Source organism: Pannonibacter sp. CBAS1226 (assembly GCF_055685825.1).
In genome coordinates, this window is record NZ_JBVOUO010000005.1 from 221,231 (window position 1) to 246,493 (window position 25,263).

Here is a 25,263-nt window from a genome sequence, read left to right on the forward strand (position 1 = left end):
AATTGAAAATACGTCTTGGCATGGCCCGCTTAGTTTCTTATGTATGAAACAAGTGGCCGTTTTCGGCCGCCTTCAGGCATATGAAGAGAGGGTCAGAATGCCAACCGAATTCACGCCGCTCCTGTCGCTGGCAGGGGGCGCACTCATCGGCCTTGCCGCCGTTGCCCTGATGGCCGTTCATGGCCGCATTGCCGGGATCACCGGCATTCTGGGCGGGTTTCTGCCGGGTTCGGGCGAAAGTGACCGCGGCTGGCGCATGGCCTTCATCGCCGGCATGATCGCCGCTCCCCTCACCGTCATGGCCGCGACCGGCAGCATGCCGCAGATCGCTGTGCCGGTTTCCACACTTGCGCTGGTGGCCGGCGGATTTCTGGTTGGCATCGGCGCCACCTTCGGCTCCGGCTGCACCAGCGGCCACGGGGTCTGCGGCCTGTCGCGCCTCTCCGCCCGCTCCATCGCCGCCACGCTCACCTTCATGGCCACCGGCGCGGTGACCGTCTTCCTTGTCCGTCACGTTTTCGGAGGCTGAGACCCATGCGTATTCTCTCTGCCTTTGCGATCGGCGTTGTCTTTGGCCTCGGCATCCTGCTGTCGGGCATGGCCAATCCGGCCAAGGTTTTGAATTTCTTCGATATTGCCGGAACCTGGGACCCCAGCCTCGCCTTTGTCATGGGCGGCGCCCTCGCCGTGACAGCCGCCGGCTACCAGATCCTCTTCCGCAAGGGCGGCGCGCCGCTGCTCGCCCCGCGCTATCTCGTGCCCACCCGCAAAGATATCGATCCGAAGCTCATCGGCGGCGCGGCCGTCTTTGGCATCGGCTGGGGCCTGTCCGGTTTCTGCCCCGGCGGGCTTGTGCCCGCGCTCGGGCTTGGCCAGAGTGAACCGTGGATCGCCTTTGCGGCCGTCGTCGCGGGCATGCTGGCTGCCCGGGCTATCGGCATGCTGCAGGCGCAGCAGAAACCGGCGCGTCCGAAGCTCGCATCCGGCGAATGACCTGACCCCTCAGGAGAAACACCATGAGCACGCAGTCCTATCCGGTTGACATGACGGTGAACCCCGAGGTCACCGCCTTCTTTGATCCGCTGACCAACACCATCAGCTATGTGGTGAAGGATCCGGCCTCGGAGGCCTGCGCCATCATCGACAGCGTCATGGACATCGACTATGCCGCCGGGCGGATCAGCTATGTCTCGGCGGACCAGATCATCCACTTCGTCGAGGAGAACGGCCTCAGGGTGGAATGGCTGATCGAGACCCATGTGCACGCCGATCACCTGTCTGCCGCGCCCTATATCCAGGGCAAGCTGGGCGGCAATCTGGGCATCGGCAGCCAGATCTCCGTGGTGCAGGAAACCTTCGGCAAGATCTTCAACGAGGGCACGGAGTTCCAGCGCGACGGCAGCCAGTTTGACCGGCTGTTCGAGGATGGGGACACCTATCAGGTGGGCAGCATGACCTGCTTTGCCATCTACACCCCCGGCCACACGCCGGCCTGCATTACCCATGTGATGGGTAATGCCGCCTTTGTGGGGGACACCCTGTTCATGCCCGATGGCGGCTCCGCCCGCGCCGATTTTCCCGGCGGGGATGCCGGCACGCTTTACGATTCCATCCAGAAGGTGCTCGCCCTGCCGGACGAGATGCGCCTCTTCATGTGCCACGACTACGGCCCCAATGGCCGCGACATCCAGTGGGAGACCACGGTGGGCGAGGAAAAGGCGCATAACATCCACGTGGGCGGCGGCAAGACCCGCGAGGAGTTCATCGCCTTCCGCACGGCGCGCGATGCCGAACTCGACATGCCGAAGCTGATCATCCCCTCGCTGCAGGTCAACATGCGCGCCGGTCAGCTTCCCCCCGCCGATGACAGCGGCAAGACCTTCCTCAAGGTTCCGGTCAACGGGCTTTAAGGAGCGTTTGCGGTCAAAGCGTCAGGAATGAATGCAAGTCTTGATCACAGTGCGGAACGATCCTGAAGGCGTGTTTCATGGCAGGGCTTCACCGCCCCCCGCCCCCTGGTGGGGCGGGGTGAGGGGCGGGGGGCGCAGACACTCAGCCCGGCACGAGTTCAGTGGGTCACCCTACGGCAGCTCTTTTGCAACTAGATCAGACGTGGCCCTAAATTGCTGTCTCACAGCCCCCCACCCCTCACCCCTCCCCACCTTGGGGGAGGGGGGCGGAGACTCTGTGCCAGCAAAAGACATGTTCTTCGTTTTCTCCCTCCAGCGAGCCCCCAATGAACCGGCTTCAGCGCTATCTTCCGATCCTCGACTGGGGCCGTACCTATGACCGGGCGGCCGCCACCAATGATCTCATCGCCGCCGTGATCGTGACGATCATGCTGATCCCGCAGTCGCTGGCCTATGCGCTGCTGGCGGGGCTGCCGGCGGAGGTCGGGCTCTATGCCTCCATCCTGCCGCTGGTGGCCTATGCCATCTTCGGCACCAGCCGGGCACTGGCGGTGGGACCGGTAGCGGTGGTGTCGCTGATGACGGCTTCTGCGGTGGGCGAACTGACGGCGCAGGGCACGGCGGAATATCTGGGCGCGGCCATTGCGCTTGCCTTCCTCTCCGGGCTCATTCTCATCGTCATGGGCCTGTTCCGCCTCGGTTTTCTCGCCAATCTCCTGTCCCATCCGGTGATCTCCGGCTTCATCACCGCCTCGGGCCTGCTGATTGCTGCCAGCCAGCTGAAACACATTCTCGGCGTGCCGGGCGGCGGCACCACGCTGGTGGAAATCACCTCGTCTCTGGCCGCCAATCTGGGCCAGATCAATCTCATCACGCTTGCCATCGGCATTCCCGCCATCGGCTTCCTGTTCTGGGTGCGCAAGGGGCTGAAGCCGCTTCTGATCCGTGCCGGACTGAAGCCAAGGCTCGCCGATAGCATCGCCAAGGCCGGTCCTGTCGCGGCCGTCGCCGTGACAACCCTACTGGCTGCGGCCTTCGACCTCGGCAATGAGGGGGTGAAGCTTGTCGGCCATATTCCCGGCGGGTTGCCAACGCCCGTGCTGCCGCCCTTTGACGCAAAGCTGTGGCTGGACCTTCTGGTTCCTGCCCTGCTCATCTCCGTCATCGGCTTTGTCGAATCGGTGTCCGTGGCGCAGACGCTGGCAGCCAAGAAGCGCCAGCGCATCCTGCCGGATCAGGAACTGATCGGCCTTGGCGCCTCAAATGTGGCCTCGGCCATTTCGGGCGGCTATCCGGTGACCGGTGGCTTTGCCCGCTCGGTCGTCAATTTCGATGCAGGCGCCGAAACCCCGGCAGCAGGCGCCTATACCGCCGTGGGCATTGCGCTGGCCACCCTGTTCCTGACGCCGCTTCTCGCCAATTTGCCCCAGGCAACCCTTGCCGCCACCATCATCGTCGCCGTGCTGTCGCTGGTGGATTTTCCGGCCCTGCGCCGCACCTTCATCTATTCGCGCAGCGACTTTGCCGCCATGGCCGCCACCATTCTCGTCACCCTGCTGGTGGGTGTGGAAGCGGGCGTCACCACGGGCGTCATCCTGTCGGTGCTGCTCTATCTGTTCCGCACCAGCCGCCCGCATATGGCTGTCGTCGGCATCGTGCCGGGCACCGAGCACTTCCGCAATGTGCGCCGCCACAAGGTGGTGACCGGCAGCACGGTGCTGACCGTCCGCGTCGATGAAAGCCTCTACTTTGCCAACAGCCGCTATCTGGAAGACCGCATTCTCGAACTGGTGGCCGAGCGCCCGGCGATCCGCCACGTGGTCCTGATGTGCACCGCCGTCAACGTGATCGACGCCAGCGCCTTTGAAAGCCTTGAGGAACTGAACCGGCGGCTAAAGGATTCCGGCGTCACCTTCCACCTCTCGGAGGTGAAGGGCCCGGTGATGGACCGGCTGAACCGCACCGATTTCACCCGGCATCTCACGGGTCAGGTGTTCCTCACCCAATATGACGCCCTGTGCAGCCTTGATCCCGAAACCGCCCACGTTTCCGAATCCCGCCACCCCAAACGCCGCGCCATGAGCACGTTGTGGGAGGGGCCGGAGATTTGAGGGAGGGGGTTTGACAGGGGCCAGCGGGCAGGCGCCCTCCTGCCCACCGCGCCGTCCCGGCCTTGTGCCGGGACCTGTCAGGGGCGCAGAGCGATTGTTTGCGGCGGGAATTGCCGGCTGAAAGGCCTGGCCCGATGCCGGAGATGCGGCGGCAGCCTTACAGGCCCCGGCTCGGGGGCCGGGGCGGCGCGGAGAGCGTTTGGAGACCGGCAGCATAATCATAGGGTCCTGTGCATCTCCGTCCCGTCAGGAACCGTTCTTACACGCCTCACCTTTCACTTGCCTTCCGCACTTCACCCGGGCAAGGGTCGCGGCCATGGAACAGATGCCTCCACATACTCCCGTACAAGACCCGCCCGAAGCGAGCCTGCGGCAGCGGTTCGTATCTGGCCCGCAGAGCGGCGGGAGCGGCATTCTGGCCGTCGTCTATTCGCAGGTCCGCGTGCCGGAGGGGCGGTTCGGGCTGGAGCGGCTGTTCATGGACACGCGCCACGCCTGCCTCTTCCTCAATGACCTGCGCTGGCGCTGGTATGAGGGGCAGACAGAGGCCATCGACGCGGCGATTGATGCCTCTGTCGCCGAGGCGAAACCCTCGCGCATCATCCACTATGGCTCGTCCATGGGCGGCCATGCGGCGCTGGCGGCGGGTTTGCGCCGGGGAGATGGCGAGGTGCACAGCTTCGGCCCGGAGCTGGAGCCCGGACGGCCCGGCACCCAGAGCGCGGACTATGGTCTTGCCTCACCCGGGACGCCAGCAGAGGCGCTGGCGCTTGCACCGGAGTTCGCAAGGCTTGAGACCCCGCCCGCCCATCCGCTGCATCTCTACTTCGGCCATTTCGATGCTGCCGATGCCGCAGGCGCGGCGCGGGTGCTGAGCCGCAAGGCGGAAGTTCCGGCGATGGCTGGCATCCACGTGCATGAGCTTGCCTCCTGCCACGCCAGCCATGATCACCTCTATGCGCTGAACGTGATCCGCAAGATCATCCGCACCTTTGAGCGCGATCCGGCTGCCGAACTGGCCGCCCGCGATCTGCTGCAGCCCCTGCCGCCTGCGTTCCATGCCGGGTTTTCGCAGGCCGCCGAACTGCTGGCGCAAGGCGTCGTGCCCGAGGAATCCGACCTTCTGCATCTGGCAGGCCTCGCCCCGGATCACATCGGCCTCCTGCGTCTCCGGGCGGATGCAGCTGCCGCGCGCACAGATCTGGAATCCGCCCTTGCCCTGATGACACAGGCCGAAGCGCAGATTGCCGGCCATCCCGGCCTTGCCGCCTTGCCCAAGCGCTGGCGCAAGGACCTGACGCTCGCCCGCATCCGCTGGATGGCGGACCTCGGAAGACAGGAGGCAGCGGCGGACCTGCTGAGGTCTCTCGCCGTGCAGATGCCCCATGACGCAAAGGTTCTGGCGCTGGCGGGGGCGCTTGGCATCAACCTGCCGGAAAGCTGAAATGCAGGGACAGCTCTTGCATTTTTCGAACAAATGCGGAACATTTGCAGGATGAACCCGCTTGACCTTGCCCATACCAACCGCATTGCCCTTGATGACCCGCTGACGGACGGGCGCCAGTCCGAAACGGCGCTCAAGGTCTGGCGCGGGGCGGCCCGGCTCATGCGCCTGCAGGGCTTTGCCTGCCTGCCCGAGCTGACGCTGGCCTCCGGGCGGCGGGCCGATCTCATCGCGCTGGGCCCGAAGCACGAGATCATCATCATCGAGGTGAAATCCTCCATCGCGGATTTGCGCGCGGACAGCAAATGGCCGGACTACCGCGCCCATTGTGACCGGCTCTATTTCGCCACCCATGTGGATGTGCCGGCGGAGATCTTCCCGGAAGAGGCGGGGCTGATCCTGTCCGATGGCTATGCGGCGGATATCCTGCGCGAGGCTCCGCACCATCCCCTGGCCGCCGCCACCCGCAAGGCCGTGACCTCCCGCTTTGCCCGTCAGGCCGCCCTGCGCCTGCATGACCTCCTGGACCCGGACGCAAGGGCCATCGCCAGCGTGCTCTGATCCTTGGCGCGGGGGCTGGCGTAAGAGGGAAAGTCTCCACGCGAACCACGCCCTTGCCAGAACCCGTCATGCCACCAGCACCTGCCACGGCCCCTACATCCTCCTCCTCGCTCGGCCTGCAGGTTGTCTGGTTCAAGCGGGATCTGCGCGCCTTTGATCATCAGTCCCTGTTCGAGGCCGCCCGCCTTGGGCCGGTGCTGCCGCTCTATATCGTGGAGCCGGGGCTGTGGGCGCAGCCGGACATGTCCGGCCGCCAGTTCGCCTTTCTGCGCGAATGCCTTGAAGAACTGCGGGAGGCGCTCGCCCGGCTGGGCCAGCCGCTGATCATCCGCACGGGCGAGGCCGTGCCGGTGCTTTCCGCGCTGCACCGGGCGCGGGGCATTGCCGCCCTGTGGTCGCATGAAGAAACCGGCAATCTGTGGACCTTCCGCCGCGATCTGGCGGTGAAGGCCTTTGTACGGGCCGAAGGCATCCCCTGGTATGAGCCGCGCCAGACCGGCGCGGTGCGCCGTCTGGCGAGCCGCAACGGCTGGGCCGCGCGCTGGGACCATGACATGCGCACGCCCCTGCTGCCGGAACCCCTGCTCACTCCGCTCTCCAGCCTTGGCCTCACCATTGATCCCGGCCCCCTGCCCCCGGCGGGCGGTCCTGGCCTCGCGCCGGACCTTTGTCCGCAGCGCCAGCCCGGCGGGCGCAAGGCGGGCCTTGCCTGTCTTGAGAGCTTCCTGCACCGGCGTGGCAAGACCTACAGATCCGGCATGTCGAGCCCCGTCTCCGGCTTCGACGCCTGTTCGCGCCTGTCGCCGCACATCGCCTTCGGCACGCTTTCCTTGCGCGAGACTACGCAGCGGGCGGAAGACCGGCTGAACCAGCTGGTTCTTGCAGGTGATGCGCCGGGTGCGGCCACATGGCGCGATGCCGTCAGTTCCTTTCTCGCCCGGCTGCACTGGCACTGCCACTTCATGCAGAAGCTGGAGGATGCGCCGCGCATCGAGGTCAGCAACCTGCATCCTGCCCATGACGGCCTGCGCCCGCGCGAGCCGGACCGGGCGCGGCTGGAGGCCTGGATGAAGGGTGAAACCGGCCTGCCCTTCGTGGATGCCACCATGCGGGCGCTCCTTGCCACCGGCTGGATGAACTTCCGCATGCGCGCCATGCTGATGGCCGTCTCCAGCTATCACCTGTGGCTGGACTGGCGCACGCCGGGGGAGCATCTTGCGCGCTGCTTCACCGATTATGAGCCCGGCATCCACTGGCCTCAGGTGCAGATGCAGTCCGGCACCACGGGCATCAACACCATCCGCATCTACAATCCGGTGAAGCAGGGGCTGGATCAGGACCCGGATGGCCGCTTCATCCGCCGCTGGGTGCCGGAATTGCGCGCCATTCCGGACGCTTTCCTGCACGAGCCCTGGAAGGCCCCCAACGCGGGCGCCGTGCTGGACAAGGCCTATCCGCTGCCGGTGGTGGATCATGTGGCGGCAGCCCGGGCGGCGCGGGACAAGGTCTGGTCCTTGCGCAAGGACCGTGAATTTCACAAGGCGGCTGACACCATTCAGGAGCGGCACGGGAGCCGCAAGTCCGGCATCACCCGCCGGGGCCGCGATGGCGGAGGAGGATGCAAACGCCCGGCAGACACCACTGCCCAGCTCAGCTTCGGCCTGCTGCTGCCGCAGGAGGAGGGCAAGGGCAGACCATGAAGATGCGCAAGAAATCCGATCTGCCGGTCAAGACCTGCCGCACCTGCGCAAGGCCCTTCACCTGGCGGCGCAAATGGGCCCGCGACTGGGACAACGTGCTCTATTGTTCGGACCGCTGCCGGAGCACGCGCAAAGGCGGCAGCCCGCTGGCTGAAGATCCGGAGGAGGAGACGCAAAGTTCCTCCCGCAGGCGCTAGAGGCTGCCGTCTCCGGCTCCAGACGCAAAACCAGCGCGAGACTTCAGGCCAGCCCGTCCGGGCGGAAGGCGTCCACCACATGTTCGGGCCAGCGGAAGGGCACGACCAGAACCAGATCGAACCGCAGCGTCTGCGCGGCAAGATGCGGATGGTGCAGCAGATAGATCTGCGCGGCACGGATGATGCGGTTGCGGGCGGTGGGGGTGACGGCCTCCAGCGCCGCAGTGCGGGTGCGCCGGGCCTTCACTTCGACGAAGGCCACCACATCGCCCCGTTCGGCAATGAGATCCACCTCACCGGTCGAGGCCTTGAAGCGGCGCTCCAGAATACGCCAGCCGCGCAGGCGCAGCGACAGGGCGGCGAGGCTCTCGGCCAGATGGCCCAGCCGGTAGGCTTTCCGCCGTTTCTGCCGCCGCCCCCGTTCCGTCATGATCCGGTCTCTTCCCCGTCAGCCCCGGAGGCTGCCTTCAGCGCCAGCGCCAGCTTGTAAACCTCGTTCCGGTCCAGCCCCGTGCGCTTCGCCACGTCCTTGGCTGCGGCGGCAACGGGCATGCCGGCAAGGGCCTCGGTGAGCAGCGCTTCCACATCGGCGGCGTCTTCCTCGTGAGCCAGCACCTCCGGCGGGCCGATGAGAACGACGATTTCGCCCTTGGGCGGGTTGTCCTCATAGAAAGCCGCCAGTTCCGCCAGTGTGCCGCGCTGGAAGGTTTCGAACTTCTTCGTCAGCTCGCGGGCGACCACCGCAGCCCTGTCGCCCAGCACCTCAGCCATGGCGGCGAGAGAGGCGGCCAGCCGGTGGGGCGATTCGAAAAAGACAAGGGTGGCCGGTATCGCCGCCAGCTCCGCCAGCCTGCGGCTGCGCTGACCCGCCTTCTGCGGCAGGAAGCCCGCAAAAAGCAGCGTATCGCTGGGCAGGCCGGAGGCGACCAGCGCGGCAAGCGGCGCGGAGGCACCGGGAATGGGGATGACCCGGTGGCCTGCTTCCAGCACATCGCGCACCAGCCGGTAGCCCGGATCGGAGACCAGCGGCGTGCCGGCATCGGAGACCAGCGCCACCGCCTTGCCTTCGGCCAGCGCCGCCAGCAGCCGCGGGCGCTGCCGCTCCGCATTGTGCTCGTGATAGGGCAGAAGCGGTGCCCGCAGGCCGAAGCGCTGGGCCAGCGTTGCCGTGACGCGCGTGTCCTCGCAGGCAATCACATCTGCGCCAGCCAGCGTTTCCAGCGCGCGCAAGGTAATGTCACCAAGATTGCCGATCGGCGTCGAGACGACATAGAGCGCGGCCTCCTGCCGGGGCGCCTCGATCACCTGTCCGGCAACGAAATAACGCCGTTCTGGCGGGGCTTCAGCCATCGTCATGTCAAAACTCCGGGCAACAACAGCTTGAGGGCTGTCCAACACATGATCCAGTCTCGTGAAACTGGACAGGAACGTTCTGAATTCGTAAAGGTTTTTGAACGCGGACGCGAGGAGGCCATAGTGCAAAACACGATTGAAGCCGCCAAGGGCATGAAAACAGCATCCCCACATGCGTCCGGACGCGGCTTTCTGCGCCGGAGCCGGCTTCGGTTTGCCGCCCTTGCCGGGGTGCTCGGCTTTCTGGCGGGCTGCATGCCCTCCACCATGGGGCCGGTGCAGGATGGCTCCTCCTTCCCGGCCACCCCGGCCGCGCCCACCGTGGCAGGCGAGATGATTGGCGACGGATCGATTCGCGTCGGCCTGCTGCTGCCGCTCAGCGGCGGCGGTTCGGCCTCCTCCATCGCCACCACCTTCAAGAATGCCGCACAGCTGGCGATCAGTGATTTTCAGGGCTCCAACATCCAGCTTCTGGTGAAGGATACGCAAGGCACGGCGGAAGGCGGGCGCGCAGCGGCCGAAGCGGCCATGTCGGAAGGGGCCGAGCTGCTGCTCGGGCCGGTCTTTGCTCCCGCCGTCACCGGCGCTGCCAATGCGGCGCGCAATGCCGGCATCCCGATCGTCGCCTTCTCCAGCGACACGGCTGTTGCAGCCCCCGGCGTCTATCTGCTCAGCTTCCTGCCTGCCGGAGACGTGCGCCGGATCATCGGTTACGCCGCACAGCAGAACCGCAAATCCTTTGCCGCCCTGCTGCCGGATGATGCCTATGGCGCCGTCGCCGAAGCGGCCTTCCGTCAGGAAGTGGGCCGTGTGGGTGGGCGCATCGTCGCCATCCAGCGCTACAAGCTGACGGGCAGCGACACGTCGGATCTGGCGGCCAAGGCGCAGCAGCTGGCTCCGAACCTGCCTCAGATCGACGCGTTGTTTGTGCCTGCGGGCGGTGGCGTCGCGCCTTTCGTGGTGCAGACGCTGGTGCAGCAAGGGGCGAACCTTGGCACGGTCAAGCTGCTCGGCAGCGGCCAGTGGGAAACCCAGCAGGTGACCAACAGCCCGATGATGGCCGGCGCCTGGTTCCCCGGCCCGGAAAAAAGCGGCTTTGACGCGCTGGCCAGCCGTTATCAGGCGGCCTATGGCAGCCCGCCGCCGCGCAATGCCTCGCTCGCCTATGATGGCACCATCCTGGCCGCCGGGCTCGTGCGCTCCGCCGGGCCCCAGCGCTTTGCCACGCAGACGCTGACCAACCGCGACGGCTTCCTCGGCATCGACGGCGTGTTCCGCTTCCTGCCGAACGGCCAGAACGAGCGTGGCCTCGCGGTCTATGAAATCACCGGTTCGGGCGTGAAGCCTGTCTCCCCGGCCCCGCGCGACTTCCGCAGCCCCAGCTGAGAAAGCCCATCATGACCGGCGGAAAACGGGTTCTCCTGATCATCGGCGGCGGCATCGCTGCCTACAAGTCGCTGGACCTGATCCGCCGCCTGCGTGAGCGCGGCGTGAGGGTGAAGGTGGTGATGACAGCCGCCGCGCAGCAGTTCATCACCCCGCTGGCCGCCGGGGCGCTGACGGCTGAAAAGGTCTACACCGACCTCTTCGACCGGGAGGCGGAACAGGATGTCGGCCACATCCGCCTGGCCCGTGACACCGGTCTCATCATCGTGGCGCCAGCCACGGCGGACCTGATGGCCAAGATGGCGCAGGGCCTTGCCGGGGATCTCGCCACCACCGTGCTTCTGGCGACCAACCGGCCCGTGCTGGTAGCCCCGGCGATGAACCCGGCCATGTGGGCCCACCCGGCGACGCAGCGCAATGTGGCCACTCTCAAAAGCGATGGCATTGCCTTCATTGGCCCGGAGAGCGGCGAAATGGCCGAAAGCGGCGAGGCAGGCCTTGGCCGCATGGCCGAGCCGCTGGCCATTGCCGAAAGGGCGCTTGAGCTTCTGGAAGCTGGCAGCACGCTGCCTGCCAGGCCTCTCGCCGGGAAGCATGTGGTCATCACCTCCGGGCCGACCCACGAGCCGATTGATCCGGTGCGCTACATCGCCAACCGTTCCTCCGGCAAGCAGGGCCACGCCATTGCTGCAGCAGCTGCCGAAGCTGGTGCCCGGGTGACGCTCATTTCCGGCCCCGTCACCCTGCCCGATCCGGCCGGCGTCACGGTCATCCCTGTGGAAACGGCGAAGGAAATGCTCGCGGCCGTCGAAGCGGCCCTGCCCGCCGACGTGGCCATCATGGCCGCAGCCGTCGCCGACTGGCGCGTGGCGCAGGAAGGCAGCGAGAAGATCAAGAAGGACGGTTCCGGCCAGCCCCCTGCCCTCGCGCTGGTCGAAAACCCGGACATCCTGTCCACGGTCGGGCACCTTGCCGGCAACCGGCCAAGGCTCGTCGTCGGCTTTGCCGCCGAAACGCAGAACCTCATCGCCAATGCGCAAGGCAAGCTGCAGCGCAAGGCGGCCGACTGGATCGTCGCCAATGACGTCAGCCCGTCCACGGGCGTGATGGGCGGCGACGCCAATACGGTGCGCATCGTCACCCATGACGGCATCGAGGACTGGCCAACCCTCGGCAAAACCGAAGTCGCCCGGCGGCTGGTGGCACGGATCGCGGCGGCGCTGGACACCGCTGAGGGCTGAGGTCAGCCGGCGCGGATGCGGTCGCCGCTGCCCGATCCTTTGATGGTCTTGAGGATGTAGCGGAAATAGGCGGAAAGGCTCAGGTCCTTCAGCATCCGCGCGTCGGTTTCCGCCAGCAGCTGCGGCGTGGACATGTCGATATCGTTGATCTGGGCGAGCCCGGTGATGCCCGGCCGCGCGTCAAAGACGCCGCGCGCCGCGCGTTCAGTGATCAGTTCTGTCTGGTTGAACAGGCAGGGACGCGGGCCGACAAGGCTCATCTCCCCCTTCAGCACGTTCCAGAGCTGCGGCAGCTCATCTAGCTTTGTGCGCCGCAAAAAATGCCCCAGCTTCGTCACCGCACGCGGATCGGCCTGATGGGTGGCCACGGAGGCCGTATCCGGCCGCATGGTGCGGAACTTGACGAGGATAAACGGCCTCTGCCCCCGCCCGACCCGCTCCTGCCGGAACAATGGCGAGCCCGTGTCAAACCAGCCCACCACACAGAGAACAGCCAGAACCGGCAAGCCACAGAGCAGCCCGAGCGCGGACAGGATCACATCAAAAGCACGAATCATGCTGCACCATAGTCCCAGCAAAACGAATTGCGAAAGCCGGAGATATCAGCAACGGCATCTTCCGCAAGGAAGCAAGAGGGCTATAGCAGCTCCGGTGCGCGATAGTCACCGGAAGCCCATCCTGCTCATGAGCGGAAAGAGCCTGATACCAAATCCAGATGAGCTTGGCTCATCGGGATTTGGTCAAGCCCATGTGGCACTTGAGCCTTTTCAAGGCGTGATGCGTCAGCGCCGGAAGACTTGGCATGAGATGACGCCTTTTCGCCCTATTGGCCTGTGACTAGTTTGCGCCGGTGTCCTGAAGGGAGGCCATTCGCAGGTGGCTGGACATTTTGCATTTGGATGGGCCCAGCCATTTGGTTACAAGCTGGAGGTGCGGATAGCCGCACAGAGTTCAGCGATCCAACCACATTCGACGCAGGCCCGACATTGAACCGCGACCCCAACCAGATCCAAGTCATTGATGCCGTCGAGATCAAACCTGGGCTCGGTCTATCTGAGGCTTACCGCTTCAGATACCTGATGTACTGGCTGGCCTGGCGCGACATTAAAGTCAGGTATTCCCAAGCATATATGGGAATATTCTGGGCACTTCTTCAGCCCCTTGCAACGGTTGCCATCCTGTCTGTTGTTCTTGGTTTCCTGGCCCGTGTGCCGTCAGACGGCGTTCCTTACAGCGTTTTTGTGGTCTGCGGCATCGTTACATGGACGATTTTTTCCAGTGCGCTGAACAACGTCTCAAATGGTCTTCGTACCAATGGTGCGCTTCTTTCGAAGATATACTGCTCACGGCTTTCTGTTGTTTTAAGCACAATGGGAACGCCTCTATTTGATTCGATATTTCTTTTTTCTTCAATTGTAATAATTGTGTTGGTGCAAACTCATGCACTCTCGCCTCTGACGCTGCTGGCAATTCCGTTCCTTCTATGGGCCCTGGTTCTGGGGGCGGGGATTGGCTTGCTCTTTTCGGCCTTGTCGATCCACTACAAGGACGTGCCCATGGTGATCCCGATCATCCTGCAGATCGGCATGTTTGCATCTCCCGTCATCTATCCGCCAAGTCTGGTTCCCGACCGCTTCCTCTTCCTGCTCCATCTCAATCCTGTGGCAACGATCATCAGTGGCGTCCGCTGGACCATCTATGGTGCGCCTCCTCCGGACATGCCTGCGCTTGCAACATCAGGAGCCGTGTCTGTTGCGATTGTGCTGTGGGCGCTCTACTACTTCAACGAAGTGCAGCGCGCCTATACCGACAAGATGTAAGCCCAGAATGCGAATGAAAGTCAGGCAAGACCAGTGAGCGAACCAGTCATCAAAATTCAGGGCCTGTCGAAACGCTTTGTGCTTGGCCAGACGCCGACGCCTGCGAGCCGCATCAGGAATTCTCTCCGCAGCCTGTTCGGCAAGAAGCCGCAGGAGGCGCAGCCTGCGCTCGCACGGCAGGAGTTCTGGGCGCTTAAGGACATCAATCTGACCGTGAACAAGGGCGATGTGATCGGCATCGTCGGCAGGAACGGCGCCGGGAAATCAACGCTCCTGAAGATCCTTGCTCAGATAACCGCGCCGACGCGCGGCCGCATCGAGATCAAGGGCCGCATCGGCTCCATTCTCGAAATCGGCACAGGCTTCAGTCCTGACCTGACGGGGCGCCAGAACATCACGCTCAGCGCGGCAATTCTAGGCATGCACGAGCACGAGATCCGCAAGAAGATGGACGAGATCATCGACTTTGCAGGGGTCGGGCGGTTCATCGACGTGCCTGTGAAGTTCTACTCCTCGGGCATGTATGCGCGCCTCGCCTTTTCCGTCGTTGCACATCTGGAACACGAAACACTGCTTATCGACGAAGTTCTTGCCGTTGGGGATGCCGAGTTCCAGAAGAAATGCGTCGGAAAGCTGCATGGGGAGGCGAGCAGCGGGCGGACGGTTTTGTTTGTCAGCCACAGCATGGCCTCGGTTTCCAGCCTGTGCAACAGAGCTATTTTGCTGGCTGACGGGCAGATCACCCATGATGGATCCACCGATGACATCGTCGATGCCTATCTCGAGAAGGTTTCTTCTCTCGATTCCATGGTCGACTTTGAAAATCCCGAGAGCGCTCCCGGCAACGAGACATTCCGCCTAAAAAAAGTTGTCATCCGCGGCGAGGATAACAGCGAACGTTACAGGCTGAAGAACAGTGAAGACATTCACATCGACATTGACTACTGGAACGTGCGCGACAGAGCCAAGATTGGTGCAACCGTGGCCATTCTCAATTCTGCAGGCGTCTGCGTATTTGGATCATTGAGCAATCACGAGCCCAACTGGCACGGCAAGCCCCGGCCGCTGGGTGCTTACCGGAGCACGGTGACAATCCCCAAGCACCTAATGCGGGAGGGCAGATATACGCTGGTTGTTCTCTTGTGGAGTGACAGCTACACAGATCAACGCCGATTCGACAATGTAGCCGAATTTGAAGTTACCGATTCCGGTGTTTTGCGCGGTGATTATTTTGGCGGCTGGGAAGGATACATCCTTCCGAAGCTGGACTGGACCTGCTCAAAACTGGATTGATAATCGCGAAGATTTGCGCTCTTGTCTAAGGACATAACCGGAGGAAGCAGTATAACGATGTCACAAACAAAAATTTTCACTGTGACCGGTGGGGCGGGCTTCATTGGAAAGCACTTTGTGAAGCGCCTTCTGGACGATGGCCACTACGTGACCAATATCGATGTCATGAACTATGCTGCAGACCGTAAGGTTGCGCAGGAGTTTCTTGATTACGAAAAGTACCGGCACGTTGAAGAAGACATATCAAACCTGCGTCATCTCCAGGAATGCGATTATCTGGTTAACTTTGCTGCCGAATCCCATGTCGACAATTCGATTGCGAGCAGCAGGGAGTTCTGTTTCAGCAATTTCATCGGTACCCATCGCCTGCTCGAACTGACGCGGGCCAAAGGCCCGGATGACCGTCCCCATTTCCTCCAGATCAGCACCGACGAAGTTTACGGTGACATCAAGGAAGGGACGCATTCGGAAGATGACATTCTGAAGCCGTCAAATCCCTACTCGGCGACAAAAGCTGCCGCGGACATGCTGGTTCATGGCTGGGCACGCACTTACGGGATTCGCTACAACATCATCCGTATGACCAACAACTACGGCAAGCATCAGTATCCTGAGAAACTGATCCCCAAGTCGGCAGGGCGGATGCTGCGCGGAAAACCCGCGCTACTTCAAGGAAATGGCACCTACTACCGCAATTGGTTGCATGCGGAAGACAGTGTGGACGCCATCCTCACCGTCATCGACAAGGGCGAGGCCAACCGCATTTACAATGTGTGCGGCAATGCCGAACTTCAGAATATTTAAGTGGTGCGCAAGATCGCCGCGATCATAGGCATCGAGGAGAGCAAGGCGTATAAGTTCGTCGCCGACCGGGTTGGTCAGGATGTTCGCTACAGCCTCGACAGTTCAGCGCTGCATGCCCTCGGCTGGGTGCCGCGGCGCAACTTTGACGAAGAACTCCGCAAGATTATTGAGGCGGTTGATTTTCACCGCTTTGTCTGAAGGCACCAAAGGAAAAGATCAATGAACACAGAAAATTACCCTGTCATCGAGCTTCCCGAAGGCTTTTCTGACGATCGCGGCGTCATTCAGCCTCTGGTTGACGGTGGCTTCGCCGCAGTTCAGGTTATTACTTCAAAGAAAGATACTGTTCGGGCGAATCATTATCATAAGAAAGACTCCCACTACATGTATATTGTGAGTGGTGTCATGCGTTACTTCCACAGGCCCGTAGGCGAAACCGGCGCACCGGACTATGTCGACCTGAAGGCCGGCCAGCTGGTGCATACGCCGGCAATGGTCGAGCACGCCGCGCTTTTCCTGGAGGACTGCACCTTCCTCAACATCACATCCGAGAAACGCGACCAGGCGACCTACGAGGACGACATTGTCCGCGTCAACCTTTATCCGGGAACGTGAGATGACGGGTGGAGCTATCTTCTCGGAAGAACAAAACTGCCGTCTTTGCGGCTCCGGCGCGCTTACGGATGTTGTCCGGCTGACGGCCACACCGCCTGCGAACAATCTGATCACTGCAGAACACCTGGGTGATCAGGTCCTGCGGATTCCGCTCACTGTTTGCCGCTGTGGCAGCTGTACCCACATTCAGCTGCGCCACACGGTAGATTCCTCGCTGCTTTTTTCCAGCTATCTCTACACCTCGCGAACCTCGCAGGTGATGCTGGATCACCTCGCAGCGCAGGCTGCTTCCATCGCCAGCCGGCATGCTGACAGTTCAAACCGCTTTGTCGTGGAGTTCGGTTCGAACGACGGGTCGCTCCTGAAGAACTTCATTGCAAATGGCTACACCGTTCTTGGCATCGATCCGGCTGCCAACATCGTCCAGGAAGCAAATGACGCCGGCGTGAGAACGATCGCAGCCTTCTTTAATGAAGAGACGGCAAAGCAAGTTGCTGACACCTATGGCAAGGCCGGGCTGATCTGCGCGAACCACTGCTTCGCGCACATTGCTGGCATCGAGTCTGTTGTGCGCGGGGTCAGGCACCTGCTGGATGACGACGGCGAGTTCGTCTTTGAAGTCGGCTACCTTCTGGATGTCGTTCAGAAGGCCTTGTTCGATACGATCTACCACGAGCATCTTCACTATCATCACGTGCGGCCCTTGGTGGATTTCTTCAGGCAGCACGGCATGTCGCTTGTGCGGGTGGAGCGGCACGACATTCAGGGCGGCGCCCTCAGAGGCTTCGTCCGCAAGGGGTCGGTACCGGCCGATGAAACCGTGGCTGCCCTGCTTGCACTTGAAGAGGCTGCAGGCCTCAACGAGGAGGCAACATTCTCCAGATTTTCTGCAAGAATTCAGGATCTCTCCCGAAACTTGAAAGATCTTCTGGTGGAGATTAATTCAAAGGGGAAGAAAATCTGCGGGTATGGTGTCCCTGCCAAGGCCACCACGATGCTGTATCACTTCGGTGTCAATGCCGATCTCGTGCCCTCCATAGTCGATGACAATCCGCTGAAACAAGGGCGCTACATTCCGGGATTGAATATTGAAATTGTGCCGCCAGCCAGTCTGGAGCAGATCGCGCCGGATTATATTCTGATATTCGCATGGAATTTTGCCGATGCCATCATCGCGAAGCATCGCTGGTTCCTGGAGCGCGGTGGGCATTTCATTGTCGCTCTGCCGGAATTGCGGATTGTGTCTGCAGACGGAACACAAACGTGGCCGAACCTGACCGTCTGAATGTTGCCGTTCTCGGGGCTGGCCGGTGGGGCAAATGCCTCATCGGCACGGTCCAGCGCCTTGACGGGTTTGCGCTGAAAGCTGTCGCGAGCAGCAATCCGGAGACCCGGTCGCTGGTGCCGCATGACTGCATGGTCACGGCGGACTGGCGTGCTGCCGTCGGGAACCCCGACGTTTCAGCCGTTCTGATTGCAACTCCCCCCGCGCTGCATCTGGAGATGACGCGGCTGGCCCTCATGTGCGGCAAGCCCGTCTTTCTGGAAAAGCCCATGACCATGGTTCCGCAAGAGGCGCGGGAAATACTGCGTTTGTCCGGTGAAACGGGTATCCCCGTTATCATCGACCACATTCACCTCTTCTCTGAGGCTTTCCAGGGCCTGAAGGCTCATCTTCACCATATCGGCCGCATCAGGGTGATACGAGGCGAGGCCGGCAACAAGGGGCCGGTCCGGCACGATGCCAGTGTGTTGTGGGATTGGGGTCCTCATGATCTGGCGATGATCCTGAACATCACCGGCTTAAGGCCGCAGGCGGTGCAGGCGCGCCGCGTGAAGCATGAGCAGACGCCGGACGGGATGGGCGAGCATATCCGTGTGGCCCTTCACTTCGGGCCGGAGCAGGCTGACTGCGCCTTTGATATCAGCAACATCCGGGCTGAAAAGCGGCGGCATTTTTCCGTCGAAGGAGAGTTTGGCAGCCTGCAGTATGATGATCTTGCTGCGGACAAACTGGTTCTTCAGCGACATGGCCAATCCGCCACGCCTTTGGCTCTTCCCGGCGTTTTATCCCTCGACAACGCCCTGGGTGCATTCAGGCGCACCGTTCAGGGCCTTGGCGGCCTGGATCACGAAGCCTTGCTTGAGCAGAGCGCTGCAACAGTGGACATTCTCCACGAGTGCTCCCAGCAGCTTTCAACGGCCTGAAGGCGGGGCAGAGCGGTTCCGGCCTTCAAACCTCTCAGGACGCCATTTCTGCCCCGTCATCAGGTCGGCAGACCTGTAGGCAGCCCATGCCAGCAGGTGCCGGGCGGCAACTGCCGGATTGACGCGCCAGGTGATGCGGGCCGCCAGAAAATGCACGGAAGCCATGGCGGCAGATCTCATGGCTCTGACCCGGCCGGGCAAGTCCTCCCGATCGAAAAAACTCCGGAGAATCTGGGTGTATTCCTTTGCCCTGTCGCAGTGGTTGCCCCGTATCGACGTACTTCCGGCATGCTCCCGCCACTGGGCTCTGACACCTGTGGCGTGCACGAAGGGGGCAATCAGAGACAGCCTCAGCCAGCTTTCATAGTCCGATCCAAACCTCAGATCTCTGCGTCTGAGCGCGCCGGCGGGAGCCAGACGCCTGCGGATAAGCGTTCCAGGGCCGGGAAGGCACCGTGCCCCGGCAATCAGTTCATCCTGGGAAAAATCCGGCAGTTTGACTTCCTGGAGCACCCGGCCATCTTCGCCAATGACCACCCAGTCGGGATAGGCCGCGGCGGCTTCCGGGTGCTGCAGCAGAGCAGCCACACAGCCACTCAGCCAATCGGCAGGCTGGGGGTCATCCGCACTGACAATCGCGGCGAACTCCCCTTGCGCCGCTGCCCAGCCGGTGTTCACAGCTGCGGCCTCACCGGCATTGGGCTGGTTGATGATCTTGAACAGGCGCTGCGGGACCCAGTCATCAAGGATGGGGCGAAGGGCCTCGAGGCACTTCCCGGTTCCATCCTGTGACCCGTCATTCACCACCACGATTTCCAGTGCGCAATAGGATTGCTGCGCAATACTGCGGACAGTTTCCTCAATGAAAGCCTGGCCGTTGAAAACGGGAATGATGACTGAAACGAGAGGGTCAGCGCCTTTCATTCCGCGTTGCACCCGACCTTGCGGCCGCCGCTGCCGTAACCTGCCTGCCGTGCAAGCCGTTCATAAATGCGGAAAAGCTGTACCGCCTGTTCCTGTCCGTCAAACCGCGAGTGGACCCATTGTGCGGCCCGGGCCCCCATTTCCGCACGCTGCTGACTGTTCTTTGCAAGAAACACGGCGTGGCTGGTCAACGCCGCCAGATCACCCGGTTCGACGAGAAATCCACCTGTGCCATGCTCAACAGCCTCCACGATACCGCCGGTTCGCGTGGCAATGACCGGGGTTCCACAGGCCTGTGCCTCGATCAGAACCAGGCCGAAGCCCTCCTGCTTTGATGGAAGGACCAGCAAATCCAGCGCTGACATGTAGCCTGGAATCTCCGAGTTCGGAACAGACGGGACGAGATGCACCGCATCCTGAAGCCCTAGCGTGCCAGCCTTTTGCTTCAACGCGGCGCAGCGGGAACCGTCACCGATGAACATGCCTGCCGCACGGGTTCCTGCCGCTCGCACCCGGCTGACAAGCTCAAGAGCCTCAAAGACGCCCTTTTCATCTTCGATACGGCCGACATAACCGATCAGAACGTCATCACCGATGCCATGCGCGCTCCGTATCCTGTTCCGGGCGACGTCATCCCGCTGAAACTGCTCGAGATTCACACCAAGATAGGCAGACTTCGCCGAAATTCCGGCGCCACACAGCTGGGTCGTGGCTTCCTTCAGATATTCGCTGACGCATAAGACAGCATCTGATCCGCACAGAGACTCTACGGCCAGTTCCCTGAGGACAGACGATGAGTGCGTGTAGTCCGTCACGTCGAGACCATGAACGGTCAGAACGAGTGGCCGCCGGCCGGCATTCATCCGGACAGAGGCCAGGCCAACCGGCAAAGTCATGTGGGCATGAATCACGTCAGGCTGAAACCCGGCACAAAGTTCATCGAAAGCACCGGAACAGAAGCGGCTGATGCTTTGCGCCGCGTAGGCGCGAAACCAGCGGCCCGGCGGCCGTAGGAACCTCGGGCGCAGAACCTGCACCCCATCGAGCGTCTCACGGCTGGGGAGATTTGAGAAATTGCCCCATTTCGGAAACACCCGCATAGCCTTGGGAACATAAGGCGTTGGACAGAAAACCATTACCTCCACGCCCAGTCTCCTCAGTTGGAGGATCTGTTCATGGATAAAGGAATTGGCTGCCGGTGTGCTCGCTGATGGGTAGGCATCTGCGACATGCACCACCCTCATACCGTCACTGCCAGCATTCTGCTGCTCCTCCATGTGCCGCCTGAAAACAGATCAGGCAACCGGCGCAGGGTATGCATGCCAAGCTTGTGCGGAGGCCGTCCCATTCACGCTCTTCCCTCATGGCCCCACCAGAGCTTTTTTGATGACTCCATTTTCATCGAAAGAGCTCTATCTATTTGTTTTCAAACAATTCCGGAGACAAACCGGTTTCCTCTTTTGCAAGAAATGCCTCAGAATTCAGGTCCTTCATATGAAGAACTGGCAGGTCTGCGTCCAGGTTCCAGCCGAGCGCCCTATCAGCTGGCCTTCGCGCTCAACCGCCGGTAAAGCTCCAGAAATCTCCCGGCATAGATCGGCAAAGTATGGTGTCTCTCCAGAAGGCGGAGGCCGTTCTCCGCCATTTTGTATCGAAGACCGTCATCATTGAACAGTGTTTCTATTGCGTCCTTCAGCTGGGCGCTATTGCCCATCTCAACGGCAATGCCGCATCTTGGGGCGTCAATCGTCTCCTCAAGCGCCGTCCCCCTGAAGGTGATCACAGGGGTGCCGCAGGCCAGTGCCTCCATCGCCATAAGGCCAAATGCCTCCTGAACGGAAGGCATGAGAAAAATGTCAGCAGCGTTCAGGGCGTCAGAGAGCATCTCCTGATCATTGTTCGTCCAGGGCAGTTGAATGATCTCGAACTTGCCGCTGAGCGCGTCCAGGCCGCCTTGTCCCTCGAAGGTGAGCAGGTAGGTTTTACGCCGCGGCACGAAATCTTTCAGTGCTGCGATAATAAAATGCGTTCCCTTGAAGTTTGTTCCATAAGGGACAGAACGGAATGAAATAACATCGGCATCTTCAGGGATGCCAAACCGCTCACGGCATACCCTCTTATCCTTTATGTAATACTTGGATGTATCGACGCCATAGGGGATGTAGTGGGACAGCTTGCGGGCAAGTATCGGACTGCGTGCCAGCATTCTCTGTTGCCAGGGAGATCCCACGATCAGGTGAATACGGGCGAGGCCGAACACGAGCCTGCGAATCAGCCAGGCAAGGCGTGTGACATCATGGCGGATCGCAAAGGGTGTTTCCTTGTTCGGGCATTTGCCGCAGCCGGACTGCCAGCGCTCGCATCCCATCGAATAGACACAGTGCCCAGTGGTCATGAACATGTCATGGATTGCAACCAGCGTCGGCTTGTTCCACCTCAGCCAGCTTATCAGCGCAATCATGAAGAGGCTGAAGAACTGCGCATTGTAGGTCAGCTGCAAATGCAGAACATCCGCCTGGCGCACCCTGCGGCTGAAAAGGAGGCGGTAGCCCTCTATGGGAAACACGGACCACAAGGACAGCGCAGTCCCGATCTTCTGCATCCGGACGTTAAGATACCGCAGCCACCTGGAATAAAGGCTGAAGACCCGCGGATCGTCAGAATGCTTCTCATGAACGAACATGATCGAATCATGTCCTTCACTCAGATAGTATTCATGCAGAAGGTAGCCATTGACCTGGATACCAAGTGTATCAAAGCCGGAAATCTGGACGATCTTCATTCTGTGCGAGACTCCACGCGGTCAGTCCAGATCGAAGCGGTTGCGCCATCTCTCTCTATCTGCGGCAGTTTGCTCGGGTTGGGCGGACTTATCCAGCCAGAATCCCTCAATGAACAGGAAATCCATATCTGTGTTCACAAAACACCGGAATGCATCGTCGGGGGTGCAGACAATCGGCTCACCCCGGACGTTGAAGGACGTGTTGACCAGAACCGAGCAGCCGGTTTTCGCCTTGAATGCCTCCAGGATCTGGTGGAAGAGCGGATTCGTTTCCGCATGAACAGTCTGCACGCGGGCGCTGTAATCCCAGTGGGTCACCGCAGGAATATCACTGCGCAACTGGCTGACCGACTTCAGAAGGTCCTCATCGGGAACATCTGTTGCGCGGGGAAGGCAACGCTCCTTACAAACCGGTGCGACCAGAAGCATGTAAGGGCTTTCCGTATCAATTTCGAAATACTGTGAAGCATCCTCTGCAAGAACAGCAGGAGCAAAGGGCCGGAAGGACTCCCGGTACTTGATCTGCAGGTTCATCTGCTTCTGCGTTTCCGGGCTCAGAGGATTTCCAAGGATGGATCTTGCGCCCAGAGAGCGTGGACCGAACTCCATGCGCCCGTTGAAAAAGCCGACGATCTTTTCCTCTGCAAGAGCCGATGCGACAACCTCCGCACACTCGGCGTCATCCAGCTCGCGGTAGGGGATCTGATAGCTGCGCAGATACGCCCTGACTTCGTCTCTGGAAAACTTGGGGCCAAGATAGGAGCCCTTCATATGGTCCAGCCCTGCAGCCATCTTGCGGGGTACAGCAGCCACACCGTGGTGATAGGCCAGTGCGGCGCCCAATGCACAGCCCGCGTCGCCCGCAGCGGGCTGGATCCAGATGCGGTCAAACAAGCCCGACTTCAGAAGCTTGCCATTCGCAACGCAATTGAGCGCAACGCCCCCCGCAAGGCACAGGTTCTTCATACCCGTGACATCGCGGGCAAAGCGGGCCATGCGTTCGACAGCAATCTCGGTCAGTGCCTGAATGGAAGCCGCAAGATCCATTTCCCGGCGCGTGATGGGACTTTCCTGCGCCCGGGCCGGTCCGCCGAACAAGCCCGCAAATGCCTCGGAAAACATCTCTTCGCCAGCCACATAAGCGAACTTGTCAAGCTTCATGGTGACGTCTCCGGTTTCACCCAGCGTGACCAGTTCCTGAAGCATCTTCTCGAGATAGACAGGCTTGCCATAAGGGGCGAGACCCATCAGCTTGTACTCGCCCGAGTTCACCTTGAACCCGCAAAAAGCGGTCACTGCCGAATAGAGCAAACCAAGGGAATCGGGAAAGTTCAGCTGCTTGCTCAAGCTCACATGCTGTTGCTTTCCGGTGCCGATCGATGCGGTTGCCCACTCCCCGACACCGTCAATCACGAGGATTGCGGCCTCCTCGAAGGGAGACGGGTAGAAGGCCGACGCGGCATGCGAAAGATGGTGCTCGGAAAAATAGATCTGAGCCTGGGGATAGCCCTCGAATGTATCCGAGATGATCTGGCTGACGTGCAGTTTCTCCCCACTCCAGCCGGGTGCTGCCTTCAGCCAGGATTGCCTTGCTCCAGCAGCCCCGGACTGAAAGGACGTGACCATGCGCTCCAGCTTGCGCAGCGGCTTCTCGTAAAAGACCACATGGTTCAGCTGATGAAAGCCTATTCCTCCCTGTTCGAGGCAATAGGCGATGGCGCTGACCGGAAAGGATGCATCGTGCTTGATTCGCGTGAAACGCTCCTCCTGCGCAGCAGCGATGATTTCACCGTCCTTGAGCAGGGCCGCAGCTGAATCGTGGTAAAATGCGGAAATACCGAGTGTCCAGGTCATGATGCCGTTTCACCGTTGATTTTGGATTTCATCAAGCCGGGCTCAAGCCAGGTCATCATATAGTCAAGGGACGTCGCAAGTCTTTGATGCGCAAAGTCCGTGTAATGCGGATCGTCCGGAAAGCGGAAATTCTGGCGGTTGCTCGGATGCTCGGACATGAAGGCCGGCAAGACATCCAGAACATGCACCCGTGTATCCGGGTCGCGAAGCTCCTTGAAGCGCTCCAGATATGTCGCGGGGGCCTCGCCCAAATAATGCTGATACATCGGCAGCGGGACAAGGAAGACGGGCTTGGGGGCAACCTGCGCCAGGAACCGGCTGATGATCGCCTTCATGAGAAGCCAGTGGCTGCTATCGGGCTTGCTGTAGATCGCATAGGGATCTGACGGGTGTTCTGGCAGATAGGGGAACGTATAAGCCCAATCACCTCGGGTCTCTGCCGTTCGCATTTCTGTTGGCACCGGCACGTTTGAAAGTTTCAAGCCGTCTTCAGTCAACTCGAAGAAGGGCTTGGGCCGGAGCACCTCACGATTCTCATGCCAGTTGAAACTCGGGAAGCAAGTGTACTTGTTCCGGGCAATATTCTCCACGCAGAAGAACCAGATATAGGCATCTGCCTCGTAGCTCTTCGCAAGCGTTTCAAAAATCAAAAGCTGCTGGTCAGTACCGCTGCCATTCAGGCCGAAATTCAGAATTTCCAGGTCTGGATGCCTGGCTTCGATCAGACTGGTCGCGCGGCGGTCATTCGAGACACCGTCACCCGCCGTATAAGAATCACCCAGCGCAATGATCCGGGTCTTTCCGGCCGGGATTTCGCGGGTGAATTCGCGGGAATCCCGCATGCCGGTGCTGTTCGTCTGAAACCGGTGATAGGTCTGGCCAAGCATGAGCCGGGCGTCCATGTTCGGGATATGCCACCAGCCAAAAACCGGATGATACTCAAAGCACTGGCGCCGCCACCGCGTGCGCGTCGTGCGCTTCCATGAAACTGGCGCCGCCTCGTGCCGTGCGGTTCTCTTGAGAAACATCCGCCGCCTCCTCAAATATCTGTCTCAAAACC

Annotated in this window: 25 protein-coding genes; 17 read left to right on the forward strand and 8 right to left on the reverse strand. The window is 61.3% G+C overall.

All coding sequences use genetic code 11. From position 1 onward, the window contains the following. The first annotated feature begins 97 nt into the window (after window positions 1-97). From AC0CMF_RS15740 to AC0CMF_RS15775, 8 genes are all read left to right on the forward strand, one after another. Entirely contained in the window at window positions 98-529 is a 432-nt protein-coding gene (locus AC0CMF_RS15740) for a YeeE/YedE family protein (protein ID WP_050473613.1), read from the forward strand. 5 nt (window positions 530-534) lie between these two features. Next, window positions 535-993: a YeeE/YedE family protein gene (locus AC0CMF_RS15745; protein ID WP_122522442.1), complete on the forward strand. Its 459-nt coding sequence runs from the start codon at window positions 535-537 to the stop codon at window positions 991-993. Window positions 994-1,016: 23 nt separating this feature from the next. Beyond that, window positions 1,017-1,910, forward strand: coding sequence for an MBL fold metallo-hydrolase (locus tag AC0CMF_RS15750; RefSeq protein ID WP_374629677.1), 894 nt, complete (start codon window positions 1,017-1,019; stop codon window positions 1,908-1,910). Window positions 1,911-2,236: 326 nt separating this feature from the next. Beyond that, the gene (locus AC0CMF_RS15755) at window positions 2,237-4,021 is read left to right on the forward strand and encodes a SulP family inorganic anion transporter (protein WP_374629678.1); all 1,785 of its coding nucleotides are present in this window, start codon (window positions 2,237-2,239) and stop codon (window positions 4,019-4,021) included. A 316-nt stretch (window positions 4,022-4,337) separates the two neighbouring features. After that, window positions 4,338-5,465: a hypothetical protein gene (locus tag AC0CMF_RS15760; RefSeq protein WP_374629679.1), complete on the forward strand. Its 1,128-nt coding sequence runs from the start codon at window positions 4,338-4,340 to the stop codon at window positions 5,463-5,465. A gap of 51 nt (window positions 5,466-5,516) precedes the next feature. Further along, complete coding sequence (locus AC0CMF_RS15765; protein ID WP_374629680.1) at window positions 5,517-6,026, forward strand: MmcB family DNA repair protein; 510 nt, start codon at window positions 5,517-5,519, stop codon at window positions 6,024-6,026. Window positions 6,027-6,094: 68 nt separating this feature from the next. Then, complete coding sequence (locus AC0CMF_RS15770) at window positions 6,095-7,726, forward strand: FAD-binding domain-containing protein (protein ID WP_374629681.1); 1,632 nt, start codon at window positions 6,095-6,097, stop codon at window positions 7,724-7,726. Between the two features lie 2 nt (window positions 7,727-7,728). After that, entirely contained in the window at window positions 7,729-7,923 is a 195-nt protein-coding gene (locus AC0CMF_RS15775) for a DUF2256 domain-containing protein (RefSeq protein WP_200901754.1), read from the forward strand. 43 nt (window positions 7,924-7,966) lie between these two features. On the opposite strand, the gene AC0CMF_RS15780 is transcribed toward AC0CMF_RS15775, so the two are convergent. Both AC0CMF_RS15780 and rsmI read right to left on the reverse strand, forming a co-directional pair. Beyond that, window positions 7,967-8,353: a YraN family protein gene (locus tag AC0CMF_RS15780; protein ID WP_019964223.1), complete on the reverse strand. Its 387-nt coding sequence runs from the start codon at window positions 8,351-8,353 to the stop codon at window positions 7,967-7,969. Beyond that, entirely contained in the window at window positions 8,350-9,279 is a 930-nt protein-coding gene (rsmI, locus tag AC0CMF_RS15785; RefSeq protein ID WP_374629682.1) for a 16S rRNA (cytidine(1402)-2'-O)-methyltransferase, read from the reverse strand. The genes AC0CMF_RS15780 and rsmI overlap by 4 nt, the downstream gene beginning before the upstream one ends. Window positions 9,280-9,399: 120 nt before the next feature. Here rsmI and AC0CMF_RS15790 point away from each other — a divergent pair, with 120 nt between their 5' ends. Beyond that, entirely contained in the window at window positions 9,400-10,662 is a 1,263-nt protein-coding gene (locus AC0CMF_RS15790; RefSeq protein WP_374629683.1) for a penicillin-binding protein activator, read from the forward strand. Between the two features lie 11 nt (window positions 10,663-10,673). Continuing rightward, window positions 10,674-11,903, forward strand: coding sequence for a bifunctional phosphopantothenoylcysteine decarboxylase/phosphopantothenate--cysteine ligase CoaBC (coaBC, locus tag AC0CMF_RS15795; RefSeq protein WP_374629684.1), 1,230 nt, complete (start codon window positions 10,674-10,676; stop codon window positions 11,901-11,903). A 2-nt stretch (window positions 11,904-11,905) separates the two neighbouring features. Here coaBC and AC0CMF_RS15800 read toward each other — a convergent pair whose 3' ends face one another. After that, window positions 11,906-12,460, reverse strand: a complete 555-nt coding sequence (locus AC0CMF_RS15800; RefSeq protein ID WP_094462588.1) for a sugar transferase — start codon at window positions 12,458-12,460, stop codon at window positions 11,906-11,908. Between the two features lie 342 nt (window positions 12,461-12,802). On the opposite strand from AC0CMF_RS15800, the gene AC0CMF_RS15805 reads away from it, so the two are divergent. The 7 genes from AC0CMF_RS15805 to AC0CMF_RS15835 are packed head-to-tail and all read left to right on the forward strand — an operon-like array spanning window position 12,803 to window position 18,643. Further along, window positions 12,803-13,723 carry an ABC transporter permease gene (locus AC0CMF_RS15805; protein ID WP_082206007.1) on the forward strand — a complete coding sequence of 307 codons (921 nt, stop codon included), beginning with the start codon at window positions 12,803-12,805 and terminating at the stop codon, window positions 13,721-13,723. A 33-nt stretch (window positions 13,724-13,756) separates the two neighbouring features. After that, the gene (locus tag AC0CMF_RS15810; protein ID WP_058898365.1) at window positions 13,757-15,016 is read left to right on the forward strand and encodes an ABC transporter ATP-binding protein; all 1,260 of its coding nucleotides are present in this window, start codon (window positions 13,757-13,759) and stop codon (window positions 15,014-15,016) included. A 57-nt stretch (window positions 15,017-15,073) separates the two neighbouring features. Then, complete coding sequence (locus AC0CMF_RS15815; protein WP_472482119.1) at window positions 15,074-15,820, forward strand: dTDP-glucose 4,6-dehydratase; 747 nt, start codon at window positions 15,074-15,076, stop codon at window positions 15,818-15,820. Continuing rightward, complete coding sequence (locus AC0CMF_RS15820) at window positions 15,821-16,018, forward strand: hypothetical protein (RefSeq protein ID WP_472482121.1); 198 nt, start codon at window positions 15,821-15,823, stop codon at window positions 16,016-16,018. A gap of 21 nt (window positions 16,019-16,039) precedes the next feature. After that, window positions 16,040-16,435 carry a cupin domain-containing protein gene (locus AC0CMF_RS15825; protein WP_050473600.1) on the forward strand — a complete coding sequence of 132 codons (396 nt, stop codon included), beginning with the start codon at window positions 16,040-16,042 and terminating at the stop codon, window positions 16,433-16,435. Window position 16,436: 1 nt separating this feature from the next. After that, complete coding sequence (locus tag AC0CMF_RS15830; RefSeq protein WP_374629685.1) at window positions 16,437-17,720, forward strand: methyltransferase domain-containing protein; 1,284 nt, start codon at window positions 16,437-16,439, stop codon at window positions 17,718-17,720. Next, window positions 17,699-18,643 carry a Gfo/Idh/MocA family protein gene (locus AC0CMF_RS15835; RefSeq protein WP_374629686.1) on the forward strand — a complete coding sequence of 315 codons (945 nt, stop codon included), beginning with the start codon at window positions 17,699-17,701 and terminating at the stop codon, window positions 18,641-18,643. Before AC0CMF_RS15830 ends, AC0CMF_RS15835 begins: the two co-directional genes overlap by 22 nt. Here the strand turns inward: AC0CMF_RS15835 and AC0CMF_RS15840 are convergent. The 5 genes from AC0CMF_RS15840 to AC0CMF_RS15860 form a co-directional block, all read right to left on the reverse strand. Next, the gene (locus AC0CMF_RS15840) at window positions 18,632-19,567 is read right to left on the reverse strand and encodes a glycosyltransferase (RefSeq protein ID WP_374629687.1); all 936 of its coding nucleotides are present in this window, start codon (window positions 19,565-19,567) and stop codon (window positions 18,632-18,634) included. The genes AC0CMF_RS15835 and AC0CMF_RS15840 overlap by 12 nt on opposite strands. After that, window positions 19,564-20,844 (reverse strand): glycosyltransferase, encoded by a 1,281-nt coding sequence (locus AC0CMF_RS15845; protein WP_082675892.1) that lies wholly within the window; start codon window positions 20,842-20,844, stop codon window positions 19,564-19,566. Before AC0CMF_RS15845 ends, AC0CMF_RS15840 begins: the two co-directional genes overlap by 4 nt. A 263-nt stretch (window positions 20,845-21,107) precedes the next feature. Continuing rightward, the gene (locus AC0CMF_RS15850; protein WP_122522410.1) at window positions 21,108-22,349 is read right to left on the reverse strand and encodes a glycosyltransferase; all 1,242 of its coding nucleotides are present in this window, start codon (window positions 22,347-22,349) and stop codon (window positions 21,108-21,110) included. 21 nt (window positions 22,350-22,370) lie between these two features. Then, entirely contained in the window at window positions 22,371-24,203 is a 1,833-nt protein-coding gene (locus AC0CMF_RS15855) for a carbamoyltransferase family protein (RefSeq protein ID WP_122522408.1), read from the reverse strand. After that, window positions 24,200-25,231 carry an SGNH/GDSL hydrolase family protein gene (locus AC0CMF_RS15860; RefSeq protein ID WP_058898356.1) on the reverse strand — a complete coding sequence of 344 codons (1,032 nt, stop codon included), beginning with the start codon at window positions 25,229-25,231 and terminating at the stop codon, window positions 24,200-24,202. The genes AC0CMF_RS15855 and AC0CMF_RS15860 overlap by 4 nt, the downstream gene beginning before the upstream one ends. Between the last annotated feature and the right edge of the window lie 32 nt (window positions 25,232-25,263).